We start from the raw sequence: 19881 nt of genomic DNA on the forward strand, positions 1-19881 counted from the left end.
TAACAAATAAACAATTACAATATAAAAGCCGTTAGCATATGCTAACGGCTTTACTGTCTATAGATTGCGGTATTAAAGTTATTTTAATTAAAATATTCTAAGAACATTGTGACTCCATCGATGAATAATTTTATACCATAAATGACGAGAACGGCTCCGCAGAAGCGATTGATCCAAGCCATATGGGTAATTTTTATTTTTTTAGCTAATAAATGCATGGTGGCAGCTAAGGCTCCAAACCACATTGGTGTCATAGCTAGGAAGCCTCCAAAGAAATAATAAATACCTTCTTCAGGTATATTAGCTTGAAAGGCGCCGAGCATCATAGTTGCATCAAGAACGGCTTGAGGATTCCCCCAGGATACAGCGATAGCGGATAGGATAATTTTACGAATTGGAATATTCGTATTTACATTGCGTATATCTGGTTCAGTTCTGAATATATTAAAGCCCATGTATACAATCAGTAGGCCCCCAAAAAGGAGTACGATAAGCTTTGTAAGCGGCCACATTTCAAGAATGGCGCCGATACCAAAGAAGGCTGCCGTACTGAGGCTCATATCAAATAGTGCCAATATGATAAGGGTCAATATGATACGACGTATAGGTTGTACCAATGCTGTGTTGATGATGAAGAGGTTTTGCATGCCAACAGGGGCAAATGTTGCGAGACCGACAAGAAGTCCTTGTAAGAAGTACATGTTAACCCTCCTAACTATAGTATGATAAAGTACTAATAAGGTGAATAGTAGCACGAAACCCCTCCATTACTGGAGGGGTTATTACTATTCTAACTATATACAATTATATCATATTAAAATAGGTATGTATATTTCTTACCATAAACCAATCATATGTTGTACAGCTAGGCTGACTGCTGTGATGGTAATCCAGCAACAAGCACCCAATGCAAGGGCAGAACCACCGGATTTTATCAATTTTACGATATTAGTATTAAGACCGATAGCAACCATTGCCATTGTAATAAAGTATTTGGAAATAGTTTTGAATACGCTCAAGAATTGAATATCTATATTTGCATAAGATAATGCAGTAGTAATTAAAGAACAAATTACAAAGTAGAGAACAAACCTAGGGAAAATTTTAGCGATGCTAACACTACCACCATCAGTTTGAGCCGCATTTTGTTTTGCTTTATATACTTGGTAACTTGCTAAACCTAAACAAATAGGAATAATAGCGAGGGTACGTGTTAATTTAACGATTGTCGCATATTCTAGTACTTGTGTACCAGTACCTTTCATACTATCCCATACGGCAGCTGTAGCTGTTACCGAGGATGTATCGTTTACTGCAGTACCAGCAAATAGACCAAAGCCCATATTGGAAAGACCAATAGCATCACCAAATGGAGGGAATACAAAAGCTGCTACTACATTGAAGAAGAATACAACGGAGATTGCTTGGGCAATATCCTGATCCTCTGCCTTGATGACTGGTGCAGCTGCAGCGATAGCAGAACCACCACAAATGGAGGAACCTACGCCGATAAGTACAGCTGTATTAGAGTCGATATGAGTAAGGCGATAAATAACATAGGACACGATTAAGGATGTAGCGATGGTTGAAATAATGACAGGTAAAGAAATCCAACCTACATGTAAAATCTGTGTAATATTTAAGCCAAAGCCCAATAAAATAACAGCCCATTGTAAAATCTTTTTAGATGTGAAGCCGATGCCGGCACCAGTTTTTTCACGCTTCCAAGATGTGAATATAGAGCCAATAATTATACCTAAGATAATGGCAAAGATTGGGCTACCGATTAGATGAAACTCTAGGCCTAATAGCCAACAAGGAATAGCGAGGACTGCACAGAGCAGAATGCCTGGCAACGTTTTTTGATTGATACCCATAATAAAAATCTCCTTACTGTACATACAGTTCACGCCATATGTGGTATCATGTGGCGTTTCTTTTCTATAATTTTAATGGTACCACATTGGGGAATTATAATCTACTAGTAATGTAAGAAATATACAGTATATTCATTTTTATAAATATATAAGAATAAAAGGTATAATAAATGAATATTAATTATAAAGATAGAATTAATATGAGTTTTATGGCCTTCTTGTGAAGAAGGTAGGTTATAATAAATATTTATAGGTGATGAAAATCTCTTGTTTTTCATTGAATATATTGTATATAATGAATAGAATCTATTTTATAGATAGAAATGTAAATGAGGTACCTTATGATTGATATTAAACAAATAATTGAAACCAATAAAGAGTATGTGAAAAACCATCCAGAATTACCAAAAGCAGGATTAACAAGCCATCCTACAAAAAAACTAGGTATTGTCACATGTATGGATACGCGTTTAGTCTGCATGCTAGAAGAGGCATTAGGTTTTAACCGTGGTGAAATCATCGTTATAAAAACAGCCGGTAATAGTGTAACGCAACCAATCGATAATATCGTACAAAGCTTGCTAGTAGCTACGTATGGTATGGAAATTGAAGACGTATTAGTCATCGGCCATGAGAACTGCGGCATGATTGACTTCTCTGCTACAACTTTTATGGAGTCCATGAAAGAAAAAGGTATCAGTGAAGATGCGATTCGCATGATCGAACCCGGACTTATTGATTGGATGGATCGTTTCCACATATCCGAAGACAATGTAATCTATACAGTTAACTTCTTGCGTAACCACCCACTATTCCCAAAAGGAATGGGATTCTATGGGGGCATGATGGATCCTGATACAGGCGAATTCCGCTACCTCGAAATATAACCTTTGATTTGATGGGGCCCAAGTTGATTTGTACATTTAAGTGAAAAAGGACGAGAACTAACCTCTACGCTCCAAAGCGAGCTAAGTCGCTAATCGGTTAGTTCTCGTCCTTTTTCTAACTGTACCTATGAATTAGTCCCATCAAATCTGAATGTCATTAAAGAGTTAGCGTAATTTCGCTGTATCAAGAGAGGGAAAAGAAATAAAGGGGCCCCTCTACATAACTACATTTAGGTAAAAAAGAGTGATGACTAACCTCTATGCTCCAAAGCGAACTAAGTCGCTAATCGGTTAGTCATCACTCTTTTTCTCTTTTCTCCATATATAGCCAACCTATTATTCTCGCATTTATGGTTGTAGATAGGACTATATGGGACTGTTACATAAGTACAGCCATAAAAATCACAGAACCTAGTAAAGAGCGACTTAGCTCGCTTTGGAGCGATGAGCTAGGTTCTGTGATTTTTAACAAGGCTCGCACTAATGTATGGGGGCCCCATATAGTCCTATCACGGTAAACCTTAAGCGTAATAATAGGTTGACTATATATTCCGTTTGGCTGTATATTGTAATTAGATTGTAAACTTACTCACATAAATTAGTTAACCTATGCGGCGTTAAGTATCGCTGAGAGGAGACATGTATGAAGCAGTTAGGTATTTCTATAATTGGAACCGATACAGATGTAGGCAAGACGTTTGTGACAGGGTTGTTAGGGGCTATGGCTGTTGATGATGGCTTTGCGGTTGGTATGGTTAAACCGGTGTCCTCCAGCGCAGTACCTTTTCCTGAATGTGTAACGATGGATGAGGATAATTATAATGTGGATCTTGAAAGCAAGGATGCTACATATTTGATGCGTTCCGCTGGCATTCCTGAGTCGCGCCGTCACGAGGTTAATCCATATGCTATTGCTGGAGATTTTTCTCCTCGTCTGGCAGCAGAATTGGCTGGTATAGAAATCAATTATGATGGTGTAGTAGCTCATACATTAGATGTTGTTAATCGCTATGATCTAACCTTTGTAGAAGGTGCTGGTGGTATTACAACACCTCTTTACGGCGATAAAACATTCACGGATTTAATGAAAGATATTAAATTACCGGCCATCGTTGTAGCTGATGGACGGTTGGGCTCCATTAATCGCGCTATTTTAACTTGTGAATACGCGAAGATGCATGGTATTGAGGTGAAAGCCATCATTGTTAATGATACAACGGCAGTGGATCCGTTCTTGTTGAAAACAAATGTGGAAGACATGGAACGATATACAGGTATTCCTGTAGTGGCTGTAGTACCGCCATACCAAGGTCCGGATATCCAAAAGGTTCAGCTAGGTTGGGCTCGGTCCTTTGTGGACTCTAAGAAGGTGTGGAATACAGTATTAGGCATATAGTAGTTAGATATTGTAATTTAATCTGGACTATTCATTTATATTAATAGATTGTTATAGTAGTAGATTGTTATAGTAGTAGAGCTTTATAGGGATAGGGAATTATAGTTTGTAAAATTGTACGTATGAGGTAACAAAATGGCAGAGAAACAGCTTTCACAAGCAGCACAATGGGACCATGAGTTTGTATGGCACCCATTTACACAAATGCAAGATTGGTTAGCACAAGAACCAGTAGTAATCGAACGTGGTGAGGGGGTATACCTCATCGATGAGAATGGTAAAAAGTATTACGATGGTGTGTCCTCCTTATGGGTTAATATTCATGGTCATAACCATCCTGTATTAAATCAGGCATTGAAAGAACAAGTGGATAAAATTGCTCATAGCACATTGCTCGGTCTTGTAAGCCCACCATCTGCACAATTGTGTAAAGAATTAGTAGAGCTCGCTCCAGAAGGTTTAAATAAAGTATTTTTGTCTGATGATGGTAGTACTGCGATTGAAGTTGCTATTAAGATGGCGTACCAATATCGTCAACTTGTAGGGCAAACAAAGAAAACTAAGTTCATTGCTCTCAATGCGGGCTATCATGGGGATACATTAGGTACTGTATCTGTAGGGGGTATTCAATTATTCCACCAAGTATTTCATAATCTATTATTCAAACCTTTGACATTGCCAAGCCCTGGCGTATATCGCGACTTAGCAGATCGAAATAAAGCCTTTGAAGAATCTTTGGCTGAATTAGAGCGCATCCTCAATGAAGAGGGTGATGAAATTACAGCTCTCGTTATGGAACCATTAGTACAAGCTGCGGCAGGCATGCTCGTCATGCCTCATGGCTATTTGAAACGAGTTCGCGAATTAACTGCGAAACATGATGTATTCCTCATTGTCGATGAAGTAGCCACAGGTTTTGGCCGTACTGGTAAATTCTTTGCCTGCGAACACGAAGGAGTAGCACCAGATTTCATGACCTTATCTAAAGGGATTACTGGCGGTTATATGCCTCTAGCTGCCACATTGACTACACAACGCATATTTGATGCATTCCTTGGCACCTTTGAAGAAAAGAAAACATTCTATCATGGTCACTCCTACACAGGTAATGCCTTGGCTTGTGCGGTTGCATTGGCTTCGTTGAAAGTTTTCCGCGAAGAGAAGGTCATCGAAGGATTGCCTAAAAAAATCGAGGCTTTTACCAATGCATTAAAACCTATTGAAAAATTAAAACATGTGAAAGAGGTTCGTCAACGAGGCCTCATCGTAGGTATTGAACTTGAAAAAGATGTGGCCACTCATGAAGCATATCGTCCAAATGATGCGGTAGGGGCTAAGGTGGCCATCCTTGCTCGTGAACAAGGCCTTATTTGTCGTCCTATCGGCGATGTAGTAATTCTCATGCCTCCATTGGCGTCCACTGTGGAACAATTAGAGGATATGGTTCGCATCGTTGGTGAAAGTATCCAACGAGCTACCGAAGAAGAAGGGATTCTCGAAGATTTACGGCCAATTATTTTGTAAAAATATAGGATCAAGCATTTTATAAAGGTTTGGTGTAATAATAAAAGCTATATATGTCACGATTCTACAGACGATGTAGGCTGTCGACATATATAGCTTTTTATATTTATTTATTATGATGTTTTAGTTATGTCTTTAAACTATAGACTATACATTGTGAAAATTCGATGATATTTCTGCATATCTATGATACTATATATGTATAAAGGAGGTCATCGTATGGACATTTATGTAATTATGCAAGTTATTATTTTATTTGGTGCCATCTTCCTTGGTGTTCGCCTTGGTGGTATGGGCATCGGTTACGCTGGCGGCCTTGGGGTAGTATTGTTAAGCCTTGGTATGGGTATGTTCCCTGGACAGATTCCGTGGGATGTAATTCTCATCATCATGTCTGCTATCGCTGCCATCTGTGCCTTACAGTTAGCCGGTGGTCTTGATTATTTGGTGCGTATTGCGGAAAATATTTTGCGCAAAAACCCTAAACACATCAACTATTTAGCACCAACAGTAACGTATTTCTTAACTCTGTTGGCTGGTACTGGTCATACAGCATTTTCTATGATTCCGGTAATCGTAGAGGTGGCAAAAAGTGAAAACATTAAGCCATCTGTACCATTATCCATCGCTGTTGTAGCGAGCCAAATCGGTATTACTGCGAGCCCAGTATCCGCAGCGGTTGTTGCTATGAGTGGTTTCCTTGAACCATTCGGTGTAAACTATCCTACATTACTTGCTATTTGTATTTCTACGACATTTGTAGCAGTTATGATTACTGCATTTATTATGTCTAATTTCTCTAACAATGACTTGTCATCTGATCCTGTTTACCAAGAACGTTTAGCAGCAGGTCACGTAGCTCCACCTCGTGAGAAAAGTGCTGATTTCCACTTAAAACCAGGTGCGAAAACTTCTGTATTGATTTTCTTGATTGGTATTATTTGTATCGTATTCTACGCAACTGCAATCTCTAAAAACATCGGTCTTATTAAACCGGTTATCTTCGGTCGAAATGATGCAATCATCGGTTTCATGATGATTATTGCAGCAGCTATCACATTCTTCTGCAAGATTGATACAGCACAACTTGTTAACACAAGCACATTTAAATCTGGTTTATCCGCATGTGTCTGCGTATTAGGTGTAGCATGGTTGGGTGATACTTTCGTAAAAGGTCATATTCCTGAAATCAAAGCTCTTGCTTCTAGCATGGTAACTGCATATCCGTTCTTGTTAGCTGTAGCATTCTTCTTTGCTAGTACATTGTTGTATAGCCAAGCGGCAACTACGCAAGCATTGGTACCGGCCGTAATCTTGGCTCTCGGTATTACTCCAGAGAACCCAGGATCCGTATACATTATCATCGCATCCTTCGCAGCTGTATCTGCACTCTTCGTATTACCTACATACCCAACACTTTTAGGGGCTGTACAAATGGACGACACTGGCTCCACACGAATCGGTAAGCTCGTATTTAACCATCCGTTCTTCATCCCAGGCGTACTTGCTATCGCTATCGCAGTAGCACTCGGCTTTGTAGTGGCTCCATTGATGCTGTAGTTGGTAAAAGCTAAATAAGGCTAATTCAAACATATTCAAATAAGAAAAGGACGTAACTTTTAAAAGTTACGTCCTTTTTGTTTGATTTATTTAGAGAGTTTTTATTAACCTTTATTCTTACAATCCTTACATGTTCCTGCAATTTCCAAATGATGCTCCGTCACCGTAAAGCCTGCATCAATTAATTCCTGTGGCATTTCTACAACAGGGCAGGTGTGGAGCGGTATCATGGTTCCACATTTGGTACATACTGCATAGTGACGGTGCGTATGAGGGGTAATCTCATAATATGCCATATCGCTACCCATGAGTGTTGTACGGGTAACAATTTCCTTTGTTTCTAATAATTCAAGGGTACGGTAAATGGTAGACATCCATGTAGTGCTGCCATCGCCTAATCGCTCTGCGATTTCCATAGCCGTAATAGGTTTATCTGTAGTTGTTAATACGGACCAAATTGCTTCGCGCTGTTTGGTTTTTTTTATGCCTTCAGGCCAACTTGTTGTATTCATAACGCTCTTTCGATTCTGTTTTAATACTAAACTTGTTATACAAGTATAAGTAGATAATTTATTTTGCACAGGATAGCCATCTTATTTTGCTAATAGAATAGCTATCTATATATTGATGATTATCTTTGTTTACTTGCTAAATTGCATACGGCGTAGGATGGTTCTGATATTTTTAATGACTAATACTACGAGTAGAATTGAAACTGATATTAGCGATACAAAACCACCTGGAGCTACGTTGAGATAGTAGGATCCGAAGAGGCCGATAATCATGGCTAGCAAACTAAATCCAATAGAACAGAGTAATGTCGTTCTAAATCCTTTTTCTAGTTGTAATGCCGATGCTACAGGTAAGGCAATCATAGCACTTAATACGAGAACACCAACGATTTTAATAGAAATGGATACGGCAGCAGCCATTAAGATGGCAAAGATGTAATTGATAAAATCAACCTTAACACCGGCTACACGAGCTGCCTCTTCATCATAAGCGATGTAAAGAAGTGAGTTATATAAGAAATATAAGGTTAAAACAGATAGAATTGTTAGGGCTGCAATACTAATCATATCCGTAGTGTTTACGGTTAAGATACTGCCAAAGAAGAATACATTGGCGTTAGCTTTTAATTTACCTGAACTAATAAGGGTAATAGCTGTACCGATGCTAAGAGATAAGATAATAGTAAGAATCAGATCGAGATGGTGAGAAAAATATTTTCGCAAGAACTCGATAAGGGCACCGCAAATAGCAGTAAAGATAAATGCTCCTAAGATAGGATTCGTATTTGTTAATAAGCCTAATGTAATACCTGCTAGCGATGCGTGGCTCATGGTGTCGCCAATCATACTAGACCGACGAAGTACCATGAAAATACCAATACATGGACATAATAGAGAAATGCAGATAGCTACGAAGAAGGCATTTTGCATGAAATCATAACTAAACATGGTGCACCTCCTTAGTTGTAGTATCATCGACCTGAGCCTGAGCCTGAGCCTGAGCCTGAGCCTGAGCCTGAGCCTGAGTTGTTACATCTGTGAAGCAAACGCAGTTTTCGTGATCCATAGGATTGCGTCCTGTGCTGTGCATAATTTCACTAGCGTATTGTTCAGGGGAGCAAAGATGACCTTGACCATTTGCAATATGGTAAATGTTAGTTGAATTGGCTAAGGCCATTTCAAGGTTATGTTCCACCGAGATAATCGTAATGTGATGAACTTGATTTAATTCGCAGAGGAGTGAGTAAATGCCTTCTTGGCTTTTACGGTCAACACCAGTAGATGGTTCATCAAGTATGATGAGGTCAGGATTACCGATGAGGGCACGAGCGATAGATACACGCTGTGCTTGACCACCAGATAGTTTGCTAATTAAACGGTCTTTGAACTCCGTCATATTGGTGAGTTCTAAGACACGATCTACTTCATGTTTATCTTTGATTTTTAATAGCTTACGGTAGGAATCCAGTATTTCTTTTACCGTAATAGGGAAGCCTGCATGAGAGAAATCATTCTTTTGAGATACATAGCGAATGTTGTTTGTATCTCGTTTGATAGAGCCTTTTACAGGTTTAAGGAACCCTAAGATGAGACGTAGAAGGGTACTTTTACCAGACCCATTGTCCCCAACGATGGATATATAATCACCGCTGTGAATATGTAAGTTAAGGTCATTCAACACATAAGGTGGCTGACCTTGATAGGAAAAATAAAGATGTTCAATAGATAACATATAAAAACCACTTTTCTAATTGACAAAATCTTGAGTAAGTTTATACTATAACTATATTACAAATGCAACTGAGTCGCAACTGCAACTATAGAATGGTTAGTATTCTATGAATGCATAGCGATCAGGATTACACAAAGGAGGACTACGATGGTCAAGAAACTGGTTTTGTTAATGATAGGAATCATGATGGCCGCTTTATTTGCAGGCTGTGGTAATGATGCACCGAAGGAACAAGCAGGTAAGAAGATCCAAGTGGTAACAAGTTTTAATGCAATGGCTGAATTTGCAAAGGCTATTGGCGGTGACAAGGTAGAGGTATCTACTATTATTCCAGATGGCGTAGAGCCACATGATTTCGAGTTGAAACCTGACAATATGAAACAATTGGCAACAGCTCAAGTATTCGTGTACAACGGTTTCGGTATGGAACCTTGGGCACAACAAGCGATTGATGCGGCTAAAAACAGCAAGCTCATCACTGTTGTTGCTACAGAGGGCGTAGAAGCTATCAAAAATACTGATCCTGAAGAAATTAAAGAACATGGTGCGGAAGATCCTCATGCATGGTTATCTTTAAAAAATGCAAAAATCGAAGTGAAAAATATTAAAGATGCTTTTGTAAAAGCTGACCCAGCTAATAAGGATTACTACGAAAAGAATTACAATGACTACGTAGCTAAACTTGATGAAATGATTAAGAAATATGAGGGTCAATTTGCACAAGCGCCTCATAAAAACTTTGTTACAGGTCATGCAGCATTTGCGTACTTATGTCGTGACTTTGGTTTGGAACAAAATAGTGTAGAAGATGTATTTGCTGAAGGCGAACCAAATGCAGCGCAATTGGCAGAACTCATCAAGTATTGTAAAGAAAACAATATCACTACTATCTTCGCAGAAGAAATGGCTAGCCCAGAAGTATCCAAGACTTTGGCAAGCGAAGTTGGTGCTAAGGTAGAAACTATTTATACAATCGAAAGTAACGAAGATAATAAAACATACTTAGAACGTATGGATGAAAACCTTACAAAAATTGCAGCATCTTTGAAATAAGATGAATGAAAGGCAGCCCTTGTTGGGCTGCTTTTTTAGTTCTATTCATTGCTCGTAATATTTAAAGTTGTAATAACTATAATTTTTGTACCTATAGTATAATATATAATAAAGATAAATAAAAAGGAGGTCCAATATGGTTAGTACTAATAAATTAGGCATTACTGATTCTCCCACTTTGGCTAGAGAAGAAGAACGAATTAGTAAAAAAGCGGCAACAACATTGTTTGAAAAAAACTTACTTAATGATATGCCTAGTGGTACGTGGACTACCTTGCAAAAAATACATACTATATTATTTCAAGATATATATGATTTTGCTGGTACATTGCGGACTGTGAATATTGCAAAAGGAAATTTCCGCTTTGTTCCTGTCATGTATCTTGCTGAAGCGGTTAAAACTATTGAAGATATGCCGCAATCTACCTTTGATGAAATTATAGAAAAATATGTAGAAATGAATGTAGCGCATCCTTTTAGAGAAGGTAATGGGCGGAGTATGCGATTATGGCTTGATCATATGCTGTGTACAGAATTACTAAAGACTATAGACTGGAGTCAAGTTAATAAAGAGCAATATTTATCTGCTATGGAACGAAGTCCAGTAAATGATTTAGAAATTAAAACTGTCCTAGCTAAGGCGCTTACAAGTGATATCAATAATCGAGAATTATTTATGAAAGGCCTTGACCATAGTTATTATTTTGAAGGCTATCAATTATTTAAGAGTGAGGATTTATAAGGTATAGTATTATGAATGGTTTGTTTGGTCCTTATATAGAAAAATGGATGCATTTAATCACTATTAAGAATATGTTATTATTAGCTGTTATATCAGCAATCATAACTGACTTGGGGTTACATATATTATCGCTAATTTTCTCCAAAAGCCCATTTTTTAAAACATTTATTTGGGAGATTATAAGCCCCGTAGAGATTGAGGTAGTGCCTATCGTTGGATATGTACTTGGAATTGTAGCATTTGTTCTCGCATCTTCTGGTATTTTATATGGTATTTTCAAGATCTTTAAGGGGCAGGTTACATATAAGCAACTAGTAGCAGACTTACTTTTGAATACTTGTATTGCTGGTTGGATTCATTTAATTTTTGTGCTTTTTGCTGCACCTATTTATCTCTTATTAAACTTACAAATTCGAGGTGGGGCGGGCGGATTAAGTACGATAGAGCTCTTTAACGTCTTTGTTATGGCTCAGCTTATGTCTAAGCAATTTGGATTAAGTCCTTGGATCACTGGGATTTCCTTTTATATAGTATCTTTCATCTTTGGTGCTGGCGGTATTATATTGTCCATGTCTCTTTAAATACATATGTAATTGAAATGTTGATAGATGCTAATAGGTGTCTATCAACTTTTTTATTACTATATTTATTTGGATAATTTATAATGAATTTATATTTAATTTAAAAGTGTATTATGCTACAATGATAAAAATATGTGCTTTAGATGTTTTGGAGGGGAACATATGGAACGAAAATGGTATTTAGATTTTTGGGCTTTGATTAGAGAGCCTTTTAAACGTGGCATTCCAGAGATTGTTGAATTTGGTACAATTCAACGCGGTTTTGCTGCAACGGTAGCCATGGTTGCGATAACTTTAGTATTTTCTGCTATTACAGAGTTGCTATTGGCTTATGTGTTTGGTGCTCATATAGTGAAACTAGGTAGTGTTATAGGCCGATTTGCTGGTCAAGGTGTAATGTCCTTAACGCTTGGTTTGATAGGTACGTTTTTTGTTTTAGCAATTTATTCTGTTATTTTTAGTCAGGTAGCTAATAAGTTTGGGGCCCATACTAATTACGAATCTGTTTTAAAAATCTGTTGGTATCAAAGTGCATATACTCAGTTTCTATCAATAATGATAGGACTCCTTGAGATTGTGTTGATTATCGTAGCAAAGGGATTAGGCTTTTATGAGGCATCATCAACGCTTGGATTAACCATATTTAATTATTTTTTCCAAATCGTCAATCTAGGCACTTTTATTTGGTTTTTGTGGGTCAGCTTATCACTTATGGGACGTCAAATTGAAAAGGGACGACTTGCGACTTTTGGTATTGGAATTTTGGCATCTTTAATTCCTGTGGCCCTTATTGGCATATTGGTAGGCATGGTTATGCTTGCTACATCTAGATAATTACATAGCATGAAAAATATGAAAGCAAGGTATGATTATACCTTGCTTTTGTGCTATAATAATGAACAGAGTATGAATTAAAAATAAAATTATTGTTAGAAATTCGTAATCTTGTGTTGTGTGCAGCATCATTCTATATGGAATGGTGCTATTCTTGTTGAGTAAAAGGTGGTGAGAGGTATGATGGCAGGTTTAGTAGAGTTCGTTTATCGCTTATTAAACCCCATTGAAGAAAAAAATCCACGAATGTACCACTATGATGTTACCTATGGACAGCTTGCTTGGATGCTCGTATTGACGCTCATATGCTATCAATTTACCATCGTCGGTGAAAGTGTATATTTAGATGCTATACGTGCTTTGATACGCAATTCATCACTATTAGTGAAGTGGCAAATGTTTTCGCTTCCCGTAGGTCAACATGAGATACAAGTCTTTTTTGAACACTTAAGTAAACCGCGTGAGTTTTGGAATATCGGTCGGTTTGCGTGGGTAATTTTAAAAGCGGCCCTCGTGTCTGGCATTGTTATAGGCTATGCGATAATACAAAAACGTAAGTTCTATATCCGCGGCGTAGTCACTGGGGTTTTACATATGATGGCTTTTGCTCAATTAGTAGTAGCTATGATCACTCTTACGGCAGGTATTATGTTGATTCTTACGACCATACCAATTCTGCTACAAGCCATTATTGGTTTTTGTATGATTGTATTATGCATTCTTAGTACTGTATTGTTGCTACAGACCATGGGACGTATTGCAGGGGCTTGTATTGATGGTAGTGCTTATGAAGGTCTAAGCATTATGTTGCTTGCCATTCTAGTGGCTTTGTTGTGCGAAGTGCTATATACATTAACTCGATAACAGATAAGGAGCATTATGACTTGGTATAAGGATATATTGCAATTATTTACGAAATTAAGTGATCGATCCTTTCAAAATATTATTAGAAATGGATCCTATGGTCGTGCTATTTTAAATCTCGTAACATCTACCGTTGTATTATATGTAATGACCTATGCGTTGCCTTTGATAGTGAAAGCCGTATCTCCCGCATTAGGTATAAAACGGATGACAGGGTTAACACATTTTGATATAGTGAGTGCTTTCGGGAATGCATCGTTTTTAATTTTTCAGATTATCCTAGGGGCTTTCGTTATCTGGCGATTACTTATATTGTTAGGCGGCACAGGGACCTATAAGGGAGTAATGCAGAATTATATTTATGGATTAGCCTATACGAATGCACTCCGTACCGTAGTATTGGTATTGGTTCATATAGTGGGTCTTATATTATTCTATCTATCTATGACAAAATATGTAGGTGATATGGCCTATCTTGTTACCATGTTTAGTCAGTATTACGCTGTTTTTATTGGGGCACAACTCATGCTCCGCTATGTTAATCTAGGAATCGTTAAAACATATATTGTTATGTTTGTTGTGGCTTTGCTATCAGTGTCGGTATTGCCTCAATGGATCCGCTTTGTACATACGCTAGTTAAATAATTTAAGACCATACTGTAGTATAACCGCAAGATGAAAGTCTTGCGGTTTTTTTATCGTTTAATTTATATTAAAATTAATTATATATAATTTAAATCTGGGGATTTATGATATAATTAAATTTATAGTATAGTTGAGAGCGGAGTTAGTTATGGATACGACATTTTTACGAGAAATATCCCTGCTGGTGCGTTCACCGAAGAAGGGAATAGATGAAATCTTCTGGTTTGGTACCTTAGAAAAGGGGATTAAAGCTGGCCTTGCCGGTTGGTGTGCCACTCATATTTTAGGCTTTGCTTTAGGTATTGTCCTGTTACCTTTGGCCATGACCTTTGGTGGTTTTTTATTTGGCTTTATTCCTGCTGTATATGGCATATTTTCTATATTGAGAGAGATATTAGGCCTTGGTATATATTGGTTTGTTGGTAGCTTTATACTGTGGAAATTACTGAGCGTTCTTTTAGAGCGTGAGTTTGATTTCAAGCAAGTATTAATGGGCACTGCTTATGTGGAAGGCTATACAGGCGCACTGGGATTAGCATTAATTTTGGTATCTATTATTTGCATTTATATTACGCCATTTTTGCTGATCCTATTAGTTCCTTTAGCACTAGCCTATGTTTGTGCCGTTATCTATGTGGCCGTTATGCTTTTATCTCGTATTATGAAAGTAGAGCCTCTTACAGTAGGGGCTGTTTATGTGGTATTATTTATTATAAATCTTTTATATAACTGGATTATGCGCATACTATTTGCGTAACTATATAAAAACCTCCTAGTTTATCCTAGGAGGTTTTTTGTTGCTTCGTAATGTTGTAATAGCAGTTCTACATTGTCTTCGTCGTATTCGATTTGTTGGGACCATCTTGCCACTTGTTTAAGTGGAGAGCCTTCGAGGGCACTTGTCATAAGTATGTATTCCACGCCATCCTTAGCATAGGAAAGGATGGCTTCTAAAGAATAATCTGACAGCATATCAATTTGACGATATAAGATGTATTGGAATACCTTGTTGAATAGGCTCATATCGTGAGTGGATACATAAGTTTGTACAGAGCTAATGAGTTTGTCCATATCACTAGATAATGTATTGACTTGTGCAGTCCATTCTTCATCAATAGGCTCTGTTGTACCATATAGATCTAATAGTCTTGTATAATACTGTGCGTCAGGGGATGGAATATATTGAAATAGTGCTGAATCTATATCAAAGGCTAATAGTTCAAATATATTCTGAATAGTTAAACGTTCATCAGGACTAAATTCGCCGTTATCATCTTCAATAGTAAAGATTACTTGATTAGACTGCATGTCCTCTGCCAGTAGTTCTACCGATGCTTCACAGGATAAACCAACACCACATAGCTCGAGGTCCTCAATATATTTATAAAATCGCGGATGCATGTGACATGTATCGCATAGGCCTTCTTCGCCTAGTTCAAGCACCACCTTACAGAGGCCATTTTCATTGAGTAACGGACACATTGGTTGTGCCTTAGAAAATACGAAATGGCTGCCCTCATCATCCACAGTGATAGCTTGGCGTAAGCTTTCACCAAGAGGACCTGTCATGGTGTGATAGCGTTCAGCAGTGGACTCGTCGATATCGATGGTCCAAAGTTGACAACATGTATTTTCACATCGATCTGCTTTGCATTGAAATGTGTGATATATGGTAGGATATAATGAAATCATAATCGTCTCACTTGTAGTAAAAAATATTCTACGTGCATTGTATCATAGGGGAGTTGTCTATGCATTAATATTATAAATAAAGATTAATAAATCGTATCGATTTAGTGTATAATTGTATATATACACACTATGGTCCTGTTTGAGAGATGGAGGAGCCTATGAAATCCTTATTTGTAAAAGGTAGCCTTGTATTAGCCTTGGCAGCAGTGTTTGGTATGCCAAATGCAAGTGCAGCCCATTTAGTAGCGGTAGAACCAACTGTTGCCGTTGTTGATGGAAACCATGCAGCGATTGTAGGTGCCAATGGTTTATTAAATGCATTTATTCAGAATCATCCAAATGCAGCTATCACTGAAATCGCCTTTGATGCAGATGGTGGTCAAATTAGATATGATGTAGAAGGTTTTGATGAAAGTGGCAAGTATGAGCTTACTTATATTTATGCCACAAATCAAATCTTTGAAAAACGTGAAGGCGATTTCCATAAATCGTTAAAGAAAAAATCCTTTGATCCTCGTGAAATCTTACCGCCAGCAGCAGTAGTTAATTTTGCCTATGCTCAAACACAAGGCAAAGCGACAAGCCTTAATGGGTGGTCTGTACAGCATGATAAAGGTAAAATAGTATACAAAGTTAGCTTCGGTACAGAAGGCAACAAAGAGGTAGATGTACGAATTGATGCTATGAATGGTACTTTATTATCTGTTAAATTTGATGATTAAACCTTATTGTGATTAGTAAATACAACTTAATAGTCTAAGGCTTATTATTTTAAATATAACAATTAAACTCCTTAAAACTGTCTTTTTTGTAGTAAATGATAGTTTTAAGGAGCTTTTTTGTGAAAGTTTGCTCATGAAATGGGTTGTTTAGATTATGAGAAGTACAATGAAAGGCCGTGGTTCCTTTATACATGGGATATATAGCTTTTTAGATTTGGTTCATATAATACTTAATTGTAAATCGAATACTATAGAATTTCATTTAAATTACATATAAATTCATTTTAGACTCACGCCAAAATAAGCTGGACCGATGGGTTCTACATTTTTATTTCATAGATTATGGATAATATGTGTCCAGTCAAAAGACAGAACTCAAATATATCGGGAATTTCCAGACTATATATCTACAGTCCACGCTAGATATATGTTTTGGAACTATAACGATGACACCGAGTTGGTTGAAATATATATGCGTAAGATTGCATATATATGAATTATCAAGGAGGATATTATGAAAAAATCTATTTTGAAAAGCAGTATTGCTTTAGCAGTAGCTGGCGTATTTGGTGCTACTGTAGCAGTAACAGCAGCTGAACAAGCAACACCAGTTCCTGTAACTCAAGAGGTAGCAGCTACTACAGCTCCTGTCGCAGAACCTGCTACTCATCAAGTAGTTCCTACCATTCAAGTGACTCCAGCAGCTAAAACAGAAGCAGCTCCTACAGTAGCTAAAGTAGAAGTGACTCCAGTTACACCAGCAGCTAAAGATACTACACCAGTTCCAACAGCAACTCAAGATGTAAAAGCTCCAGTTGCTCAAGACACTGTAGTTCCAGCAGCAGCTAATCCAGCAGCAGCAACTCCTACAATTGAAACTGCAGCAGTAGCAAAAGCTCCTAGCGAAGCTAAAGTAGTACGTGCAGCAGATAAAAAAGTAGAAGCTAATAAAGACGAAAAAAATACTAAAAAAGCGCAAGCACACAAAGCGCCTAAAGTAAAAGCTGACAAAGCAGTTAAAGCTGATAAAGCTGTAAAAGAAACTAAAGAAGTAAAAGCAGATAAAAAAGCTGACAAAAAAGAAACTACTAAAGAGGAAAAAAAAACTCTAAAAGTGGAAAATCACAACCTAGCACAACAAGTAAGCAAGCAGGCGTAGTCGATCAAAATAGTATTTTCGTAATTGGTGCGAATTATTTAATCGATCAATTTGAAAATAAATATGGCGACTCTAAGATTACTAAAGTATCCTTCAAAGCTGCCGACAAAACTGCTATTTATGAAGTAGACGGTTTCAATGCTAGTGGTGCCCATTCCATGACTCTAGATTTGGCAACTGGTAATGTAACTGAAGGTACTCCTAAAGCATATGATGCATCCATGGAAGCTAGTGCTATTGATGCTGGTACTGTGTTACCTCCACATGTGGCGATCAATGCAGCCTTCGCACAAACTGGCAATGTAGCAACTGGTATTAACTCTTGGTCTGTAGTGAACCAAAATGGTAAACCTATATATACTGTAGAGTTCCATGATGCACAAAACAAACCTGTATCCATTGCATTGGATGCTAAAACAGGTATGGCCGTAAAATAAGCTAATCCTAAGCCTATCCTACTGTAAAGCAAACCCCTTTAATACACGAACACTAAACACATAATACTATACACACTTACACACATACACAACACACATACACAATACACTTACACACACAATAAACAATTACACACACGCAGCCCTCTGGATTGGATAGACAAACATTGACTCTCTCCTATGCCGTCTGTCGTTCAGAGGGCCCCTTATGCATTGTGGTTCCCTCCCAATCATAAGATTATATACTTGGTATATAATACTCTCTCTCACAATAAGAACGTAACTGCTTTACAGTACGCTAGGTATAGGAGAGCAGGAAAGCCCGTAATACATGTAGACCGCTGCATGTATTACGGGCTTTTTCTATGTCCATTCAATATAAAAATGTACCATATAAGAAAAATCCGTAGCAGAAATTGGAAAAGCGCAGATACAATGTATATCTGCGCTTTTGGTATATGGAGTATTTACTATTAGTAACAATAGTTAGCCTTTTATATGTATTGTCGAGGCACGCGTTCTGAGAAACCACAAAAGATTTCATAAGGAATTGTAGATGCAAGAGCAGCAATCTCGAGTGCAGAGATGCTTTCATGACCTTGAGAACCTAGGAGCACAACCTTGTCACCTGGTTGTACAGTAATCGTATCTGGAACGGCCACCATGAATTGGTCCATACAGATGCGACCCACTACAGGACAACGTGTGCCATGAATGAGGACTGTACCGCGGTTGGATAAGCTACGAGGATATCCATCTGCATAGCCTACAGGAATGGTAGCAATCGTCATTGGTTCAGGTGTTACATAGGTAGAACCATAACCGATACCTTCACCTGCTTCTAGTCGCTGCACATGAACTACTTCGCTATGGAAGGAGAGGACTGGTTTTAATCCTAATCGATTTGGTACATCAAGGGATGGCATAATGCCATACTGAATAATACCAGGACGGGCATCGGTGAACAAGCTATCTTTTACGGATAACAACCCAGCACTATTGGCAAGGGAGAAGCGATAGTCCGCATCAGGTCTAAATGCACGAATTTCATCGACCATTTTATGGAATTTTTGCGCCTGTCCATGAGCGTGGCTTTGATCCGCCGCATCGGCATTACTCATATGAGAGAAGAAACCGTCTACCTCAAGATTTTCGTAGGACTCAACGCGTTTGATAAACTCAACAGCATCTTCAGGCTTGATACCAATACGATGCATTCCTGTATCAACGGCGACAGCAACGCGAATGATCATATCGTGATTTTCTGCTACCTTGTCGAGTGCTTCTAAATCGGTAGATTCGCATACAGCTGGAATGGAATTTGTGTCTGCTACAAGCTCAAAGGACTGAGGTCTTGTGAGGCCAAGTAGATAAATTGGTACCATAATCCCTGCGTTGCGAAGTGGAACTGACTCTTCAGGAATGGCAACGGCTAGGGATTCATAACCTTCTTCAACGGCAATACGGCCCATCATAACGCTGCCGTGACCATATCCATTGGCCTTGATAACAGCTGTGGATGTGCTCCATTCCGGTAAACTATCTTTAATTTTACGCAAATTCTCGCGAACGAGACTTGTATTTATGGTCAAATAGGTAGGTCTCATGGTATTCCTCAATTCTATATAACATTAATATAATTGTATAACTTTTAGGGAATTACA

The 19881-nt window shown here is 38.0% G+C and carries 21 protein-coding genes; 14 read left to right on the forward strand and 7 right to left on the reverse strand.

Annotated elements, in window-relative coordinates; all coding sequences use genetic code 11:
• Window positions 1-83: 83 nt before the first annotated feature.
• The gene (locus tag KH109_RS00590; protein WP_156719712.1) at window positions 84-701 is read right to left on the reverse strand and encodes a LysE family transporter; all 618 of its coding nucleotides are present in this window, start codon (window positions 699-701) and stop codon (window positions 84-86) included.
• Window positions 702-836: 135 nt separating this feature from the next.
• A complete protein-coding gene (locus tag KH109_RS00595; RefSeq protein ID WP_295214636.1) occupies window positions 837-1877 on the reverse strand; it encodes a YeiH family protein in 1041 nt (346 codons plus the stop codon).
• A gap of 341 nt (window positions 1878-2218) precedes the next feature.
• Between KH109_RS00595 and KH109_RS00600 the strand changes: the two genes are divergently transcribed.
• The 4 genes from KH109_RS00600 (at window position 2219) to KH109_RS00615 (ending at window position 7244) form a co-directional block, all read left to right on the forward strand.
• Complete coding sequence (locus KH109_RS00600; protein WP_156719711.1) at window positions 2219-2764, forward strand: carbonic anhydrase; 546 nt, start codon at window positions 2219-2221, stop codon at window positions 2762-2764.
• 643 nt (window positions 2765-3407) lie between these two features.
• The gene (gene bioD / locus KH109_RS00605; protein ID WP_295214640.1) at window positions 3408-4160 is read left to right on the forward strand and encodes a dethiobiotin synthase; all 753 of its coding nucleotides are present in this window, start codon (window positions 3408-3410) and stop codon (window positions 4158-4160) included.
• 135 nt (window positions 4161-4295) lie between these two features.
• Window positions 4296-5684 (forward strand): adenosylmethionine--8-amino-7-oxononanoate transaminase, encoded by a 1389-nt coding sequence (bioA, locus tag KH109_RS00610; protein ID WP_295214644.1) that lies wholly within the window; start codon window positions 4296-4298, stop codon window positions 5682-5684.
• Window positions 5685-5903: 219 nt separating this feature from the next.
• Window positions 5904-7244, forward strand: coding sequence for an anaerobic C4-dicarboxylate transporter (locus tag KH109_RS00615; RefSeq protein ID WP_295214646.1), 1341 nt, complete (start codon window positions 5904-5906; stop codon window positions 7242-7244).
• 104 nt (window positions 7245-7348) lie between these two features.
• On the opposite strand, the gene KH109_RS00620 is transcribed toward KH109_RS00615, so the two are convergent.
• From KH109_RS00620 to KH109_RS00630, 3 genes are all read right to left on the reverse strand, one after another.
• Window positions 7349-7756 carry a Fur family transcriptional regulator gene (locus KH109_RS00620; protein ID WP_295214648.1) on the reverse strand — a complete coding sequence of 136 codons (408 nt, stop codon included), beginning with the start codon at window positions 7754-7756 and terminating at the stop codon, window positions 7349-7351.
• A 129-nt stretch (window positions 7757-7885) separates the two neighbouring features.
• Window positions 7886-8704: a metal ABC transporter permease gene (locus KH109_RS00625; RefSeq protein WP_295214651.1), complete on the reverse strand. Its 819-nt coding sequence runs from the start codon at window positions 8702-8704 to the stop codon at window positions 7886-7888.
• Window positions 8697-9488, reverse strand: coding sequence for a metal ABC transporter ATP-binding protein (locus KH109_RS00630; RefSeq protein ID WP_295214656.1), 792 nt, complete (start codon window positions 9486-9488; stop codon window positions 8697-8699). The genes KH109_RS00625 and KH109_RS00630 overlap by 8 nt, the downstream gene beginning before the upstream one ends.
• Window positions 9489-9635: 147 nt before the next feature.
• Between KH109_RS00630 and KH109_RS00635 the strand changes: the two genes are divergently transcribed.
• From KH109_RS00635 to KH109_RS00665, 7 genes are all read left to right on the forward strand, one after another.
• Window positions 9636-10541: a metal ABC transporter substrate-binding protein gene (locus KH109_RS00635; RefSeq protein WP_295214659.1), complete on the forward strand. Its 906-nt coding sequence runs from the start codon at window positions 9636-9638 to the stop codon at window positions 10539-10541.
• Between the two features lie 136 nt (window positions 10542-10677).
• Entirely contained in the window at window positions 10678-11283 is a 606-nt protein-coding gene (fic, locus tag KH109_RS00640) for a protein adenylyltransferase Fic (RefSeq protein ID WP_295214662.1), read from the forward strand.
• An 11-nt stretch (window positions 11284-11294) separates the two neighbouring features.
• Window positions 11295-11864: a hypothetical protein gene (locus KH109_RS00645; protein WP_213467606.1), complete on the forward strand. Its 570-nt coding sequence runs from the start codon at window positions 11295-11297 to the stop codon at window positions 11862-11864.
• Between the two features lie 162 nt (window positions 11865-12026).
• The gene (locus KH109_RS00650) at window positions 12027-12698 is read left to right on the forward strand and encodes a hypothetical protein (protein ID WP_295214666.1); all 672 of its coding nucleotides are present in this window, start codon (window positions 12027-12029) and stop codon (window positions 12696-12698) included.
• A gap of 180 nt (window positions 12699-12878) precedes the next feature.
• A complete protein-coding gene (locus tag KH109_RS00655) occupies window positions 12879-13562 on the forward strand; it encodes a hypothetical protein (protein ID WP_156719702.1) in 684 nt (227 codons plus the stop codon).
• 15 nt (window positions 13563-13577) lie between these two features.
• Window positions 13578-14207 carry a hypothetical protein gene (locus KH109_RS00660; RefSeq protein WP_295214669.1) on the forward strand — a complete coding sequence of 210 codons (630 nt, stop codon included), beginning with the start codon at window positions 13578-13580 and terminating at the stop codon, window positions 14205-14207.
• Between the two features lie 148 nt (window positions 14208-14355).
• Entirely contained in the window at window positions 14356-14964 is a 609-nt protein-coding gene (locus KH109_RS00665; protein ID WP_295214672.1) for a hypothetical protein, read from the forward strand.
• A 20-nt stretch (window positions 14965-14984) separates the two neighbouring features.
• Here the strand turns inward: KH109_RS00665 and fliB are convergent, their stop codons facing one another.
• A complete protein-coding gene (gene fliB / locus KH109_RS00670; protein WP_295214674.1) occupies window positions 14985-15899 on the reverse strand; it encodes a flagellin lysine-N-methylase in 915 nt (304 codons plus the stop codon).
• A gap of 158 nt (window positions 15900-16057) precedes the next feature.
• Between fliB and KH109_RS00675 the strand changes: the two genes are divergently transcribed.
• The 3 genes from KH109_RS00675 to KH109_RS00685 all read left to right on the forward strand — a co-directional run bounded on the left by KH109_RS00675 (window position 16058) and on the right by KH109_RS00685 (window position 18217).
• Window positions 16058-16621 (forward strand): PepSY domain-containing protein, encoded by a 564-nt coding sequence (locus tag KH109_RS00675; RefSeq protein WP_295214675.1) that lies wholly within the window; start codon window positions 16058-16060, stop codon window positions 16619-16621.
• A 514-nt stretch (window positions 16622-17135) separates the two neighbouring features.
• Window positions 17136-17780, forward strand: a complete 645-nt coding sequence (locus KH109_RS00680; protein WP_295214678.1) for a ribonuclease E — start codon at window positions 17136-17138, stop codon at window positions 17778-17780.
• A gap of 158 nt (window positions 17781-17938) precedes the next feature.
• A complete protein-coding gene (locus tag KH109_RS00685) occupies window positions 17939-18217 on the forward strand; it encodes a hypothetical protein (RefSeq protein WP_295214681.1) in 279 nt (92 codons plus the stop codon).
• A 494-nt stretch (window positions 18218-18711) separates the two neighbouring features.
• Here the strand turns inward: KH109_RS00685 and alr are convergent, their stop codons facing one another.
• Entirely contained in the window at window positions 18712-19824 is a 1113-nt protein-coding gene (gene alr / locus KH109_RS00690) for an alanine racemase (RefSeq protein ID WP_119206986.1), read from the reverse strand.
• Between the last annotated feature and the right edge of the window lie 57 nt (window positions 19825-19881).

This window comes from Veillonella sp., assembly GCF_018381775.1.
Taxonomy (GTDB): Bacteria; Bacillota; Negativicutes; order Veillonellales; family Veillonellaceae; genus Veillonella.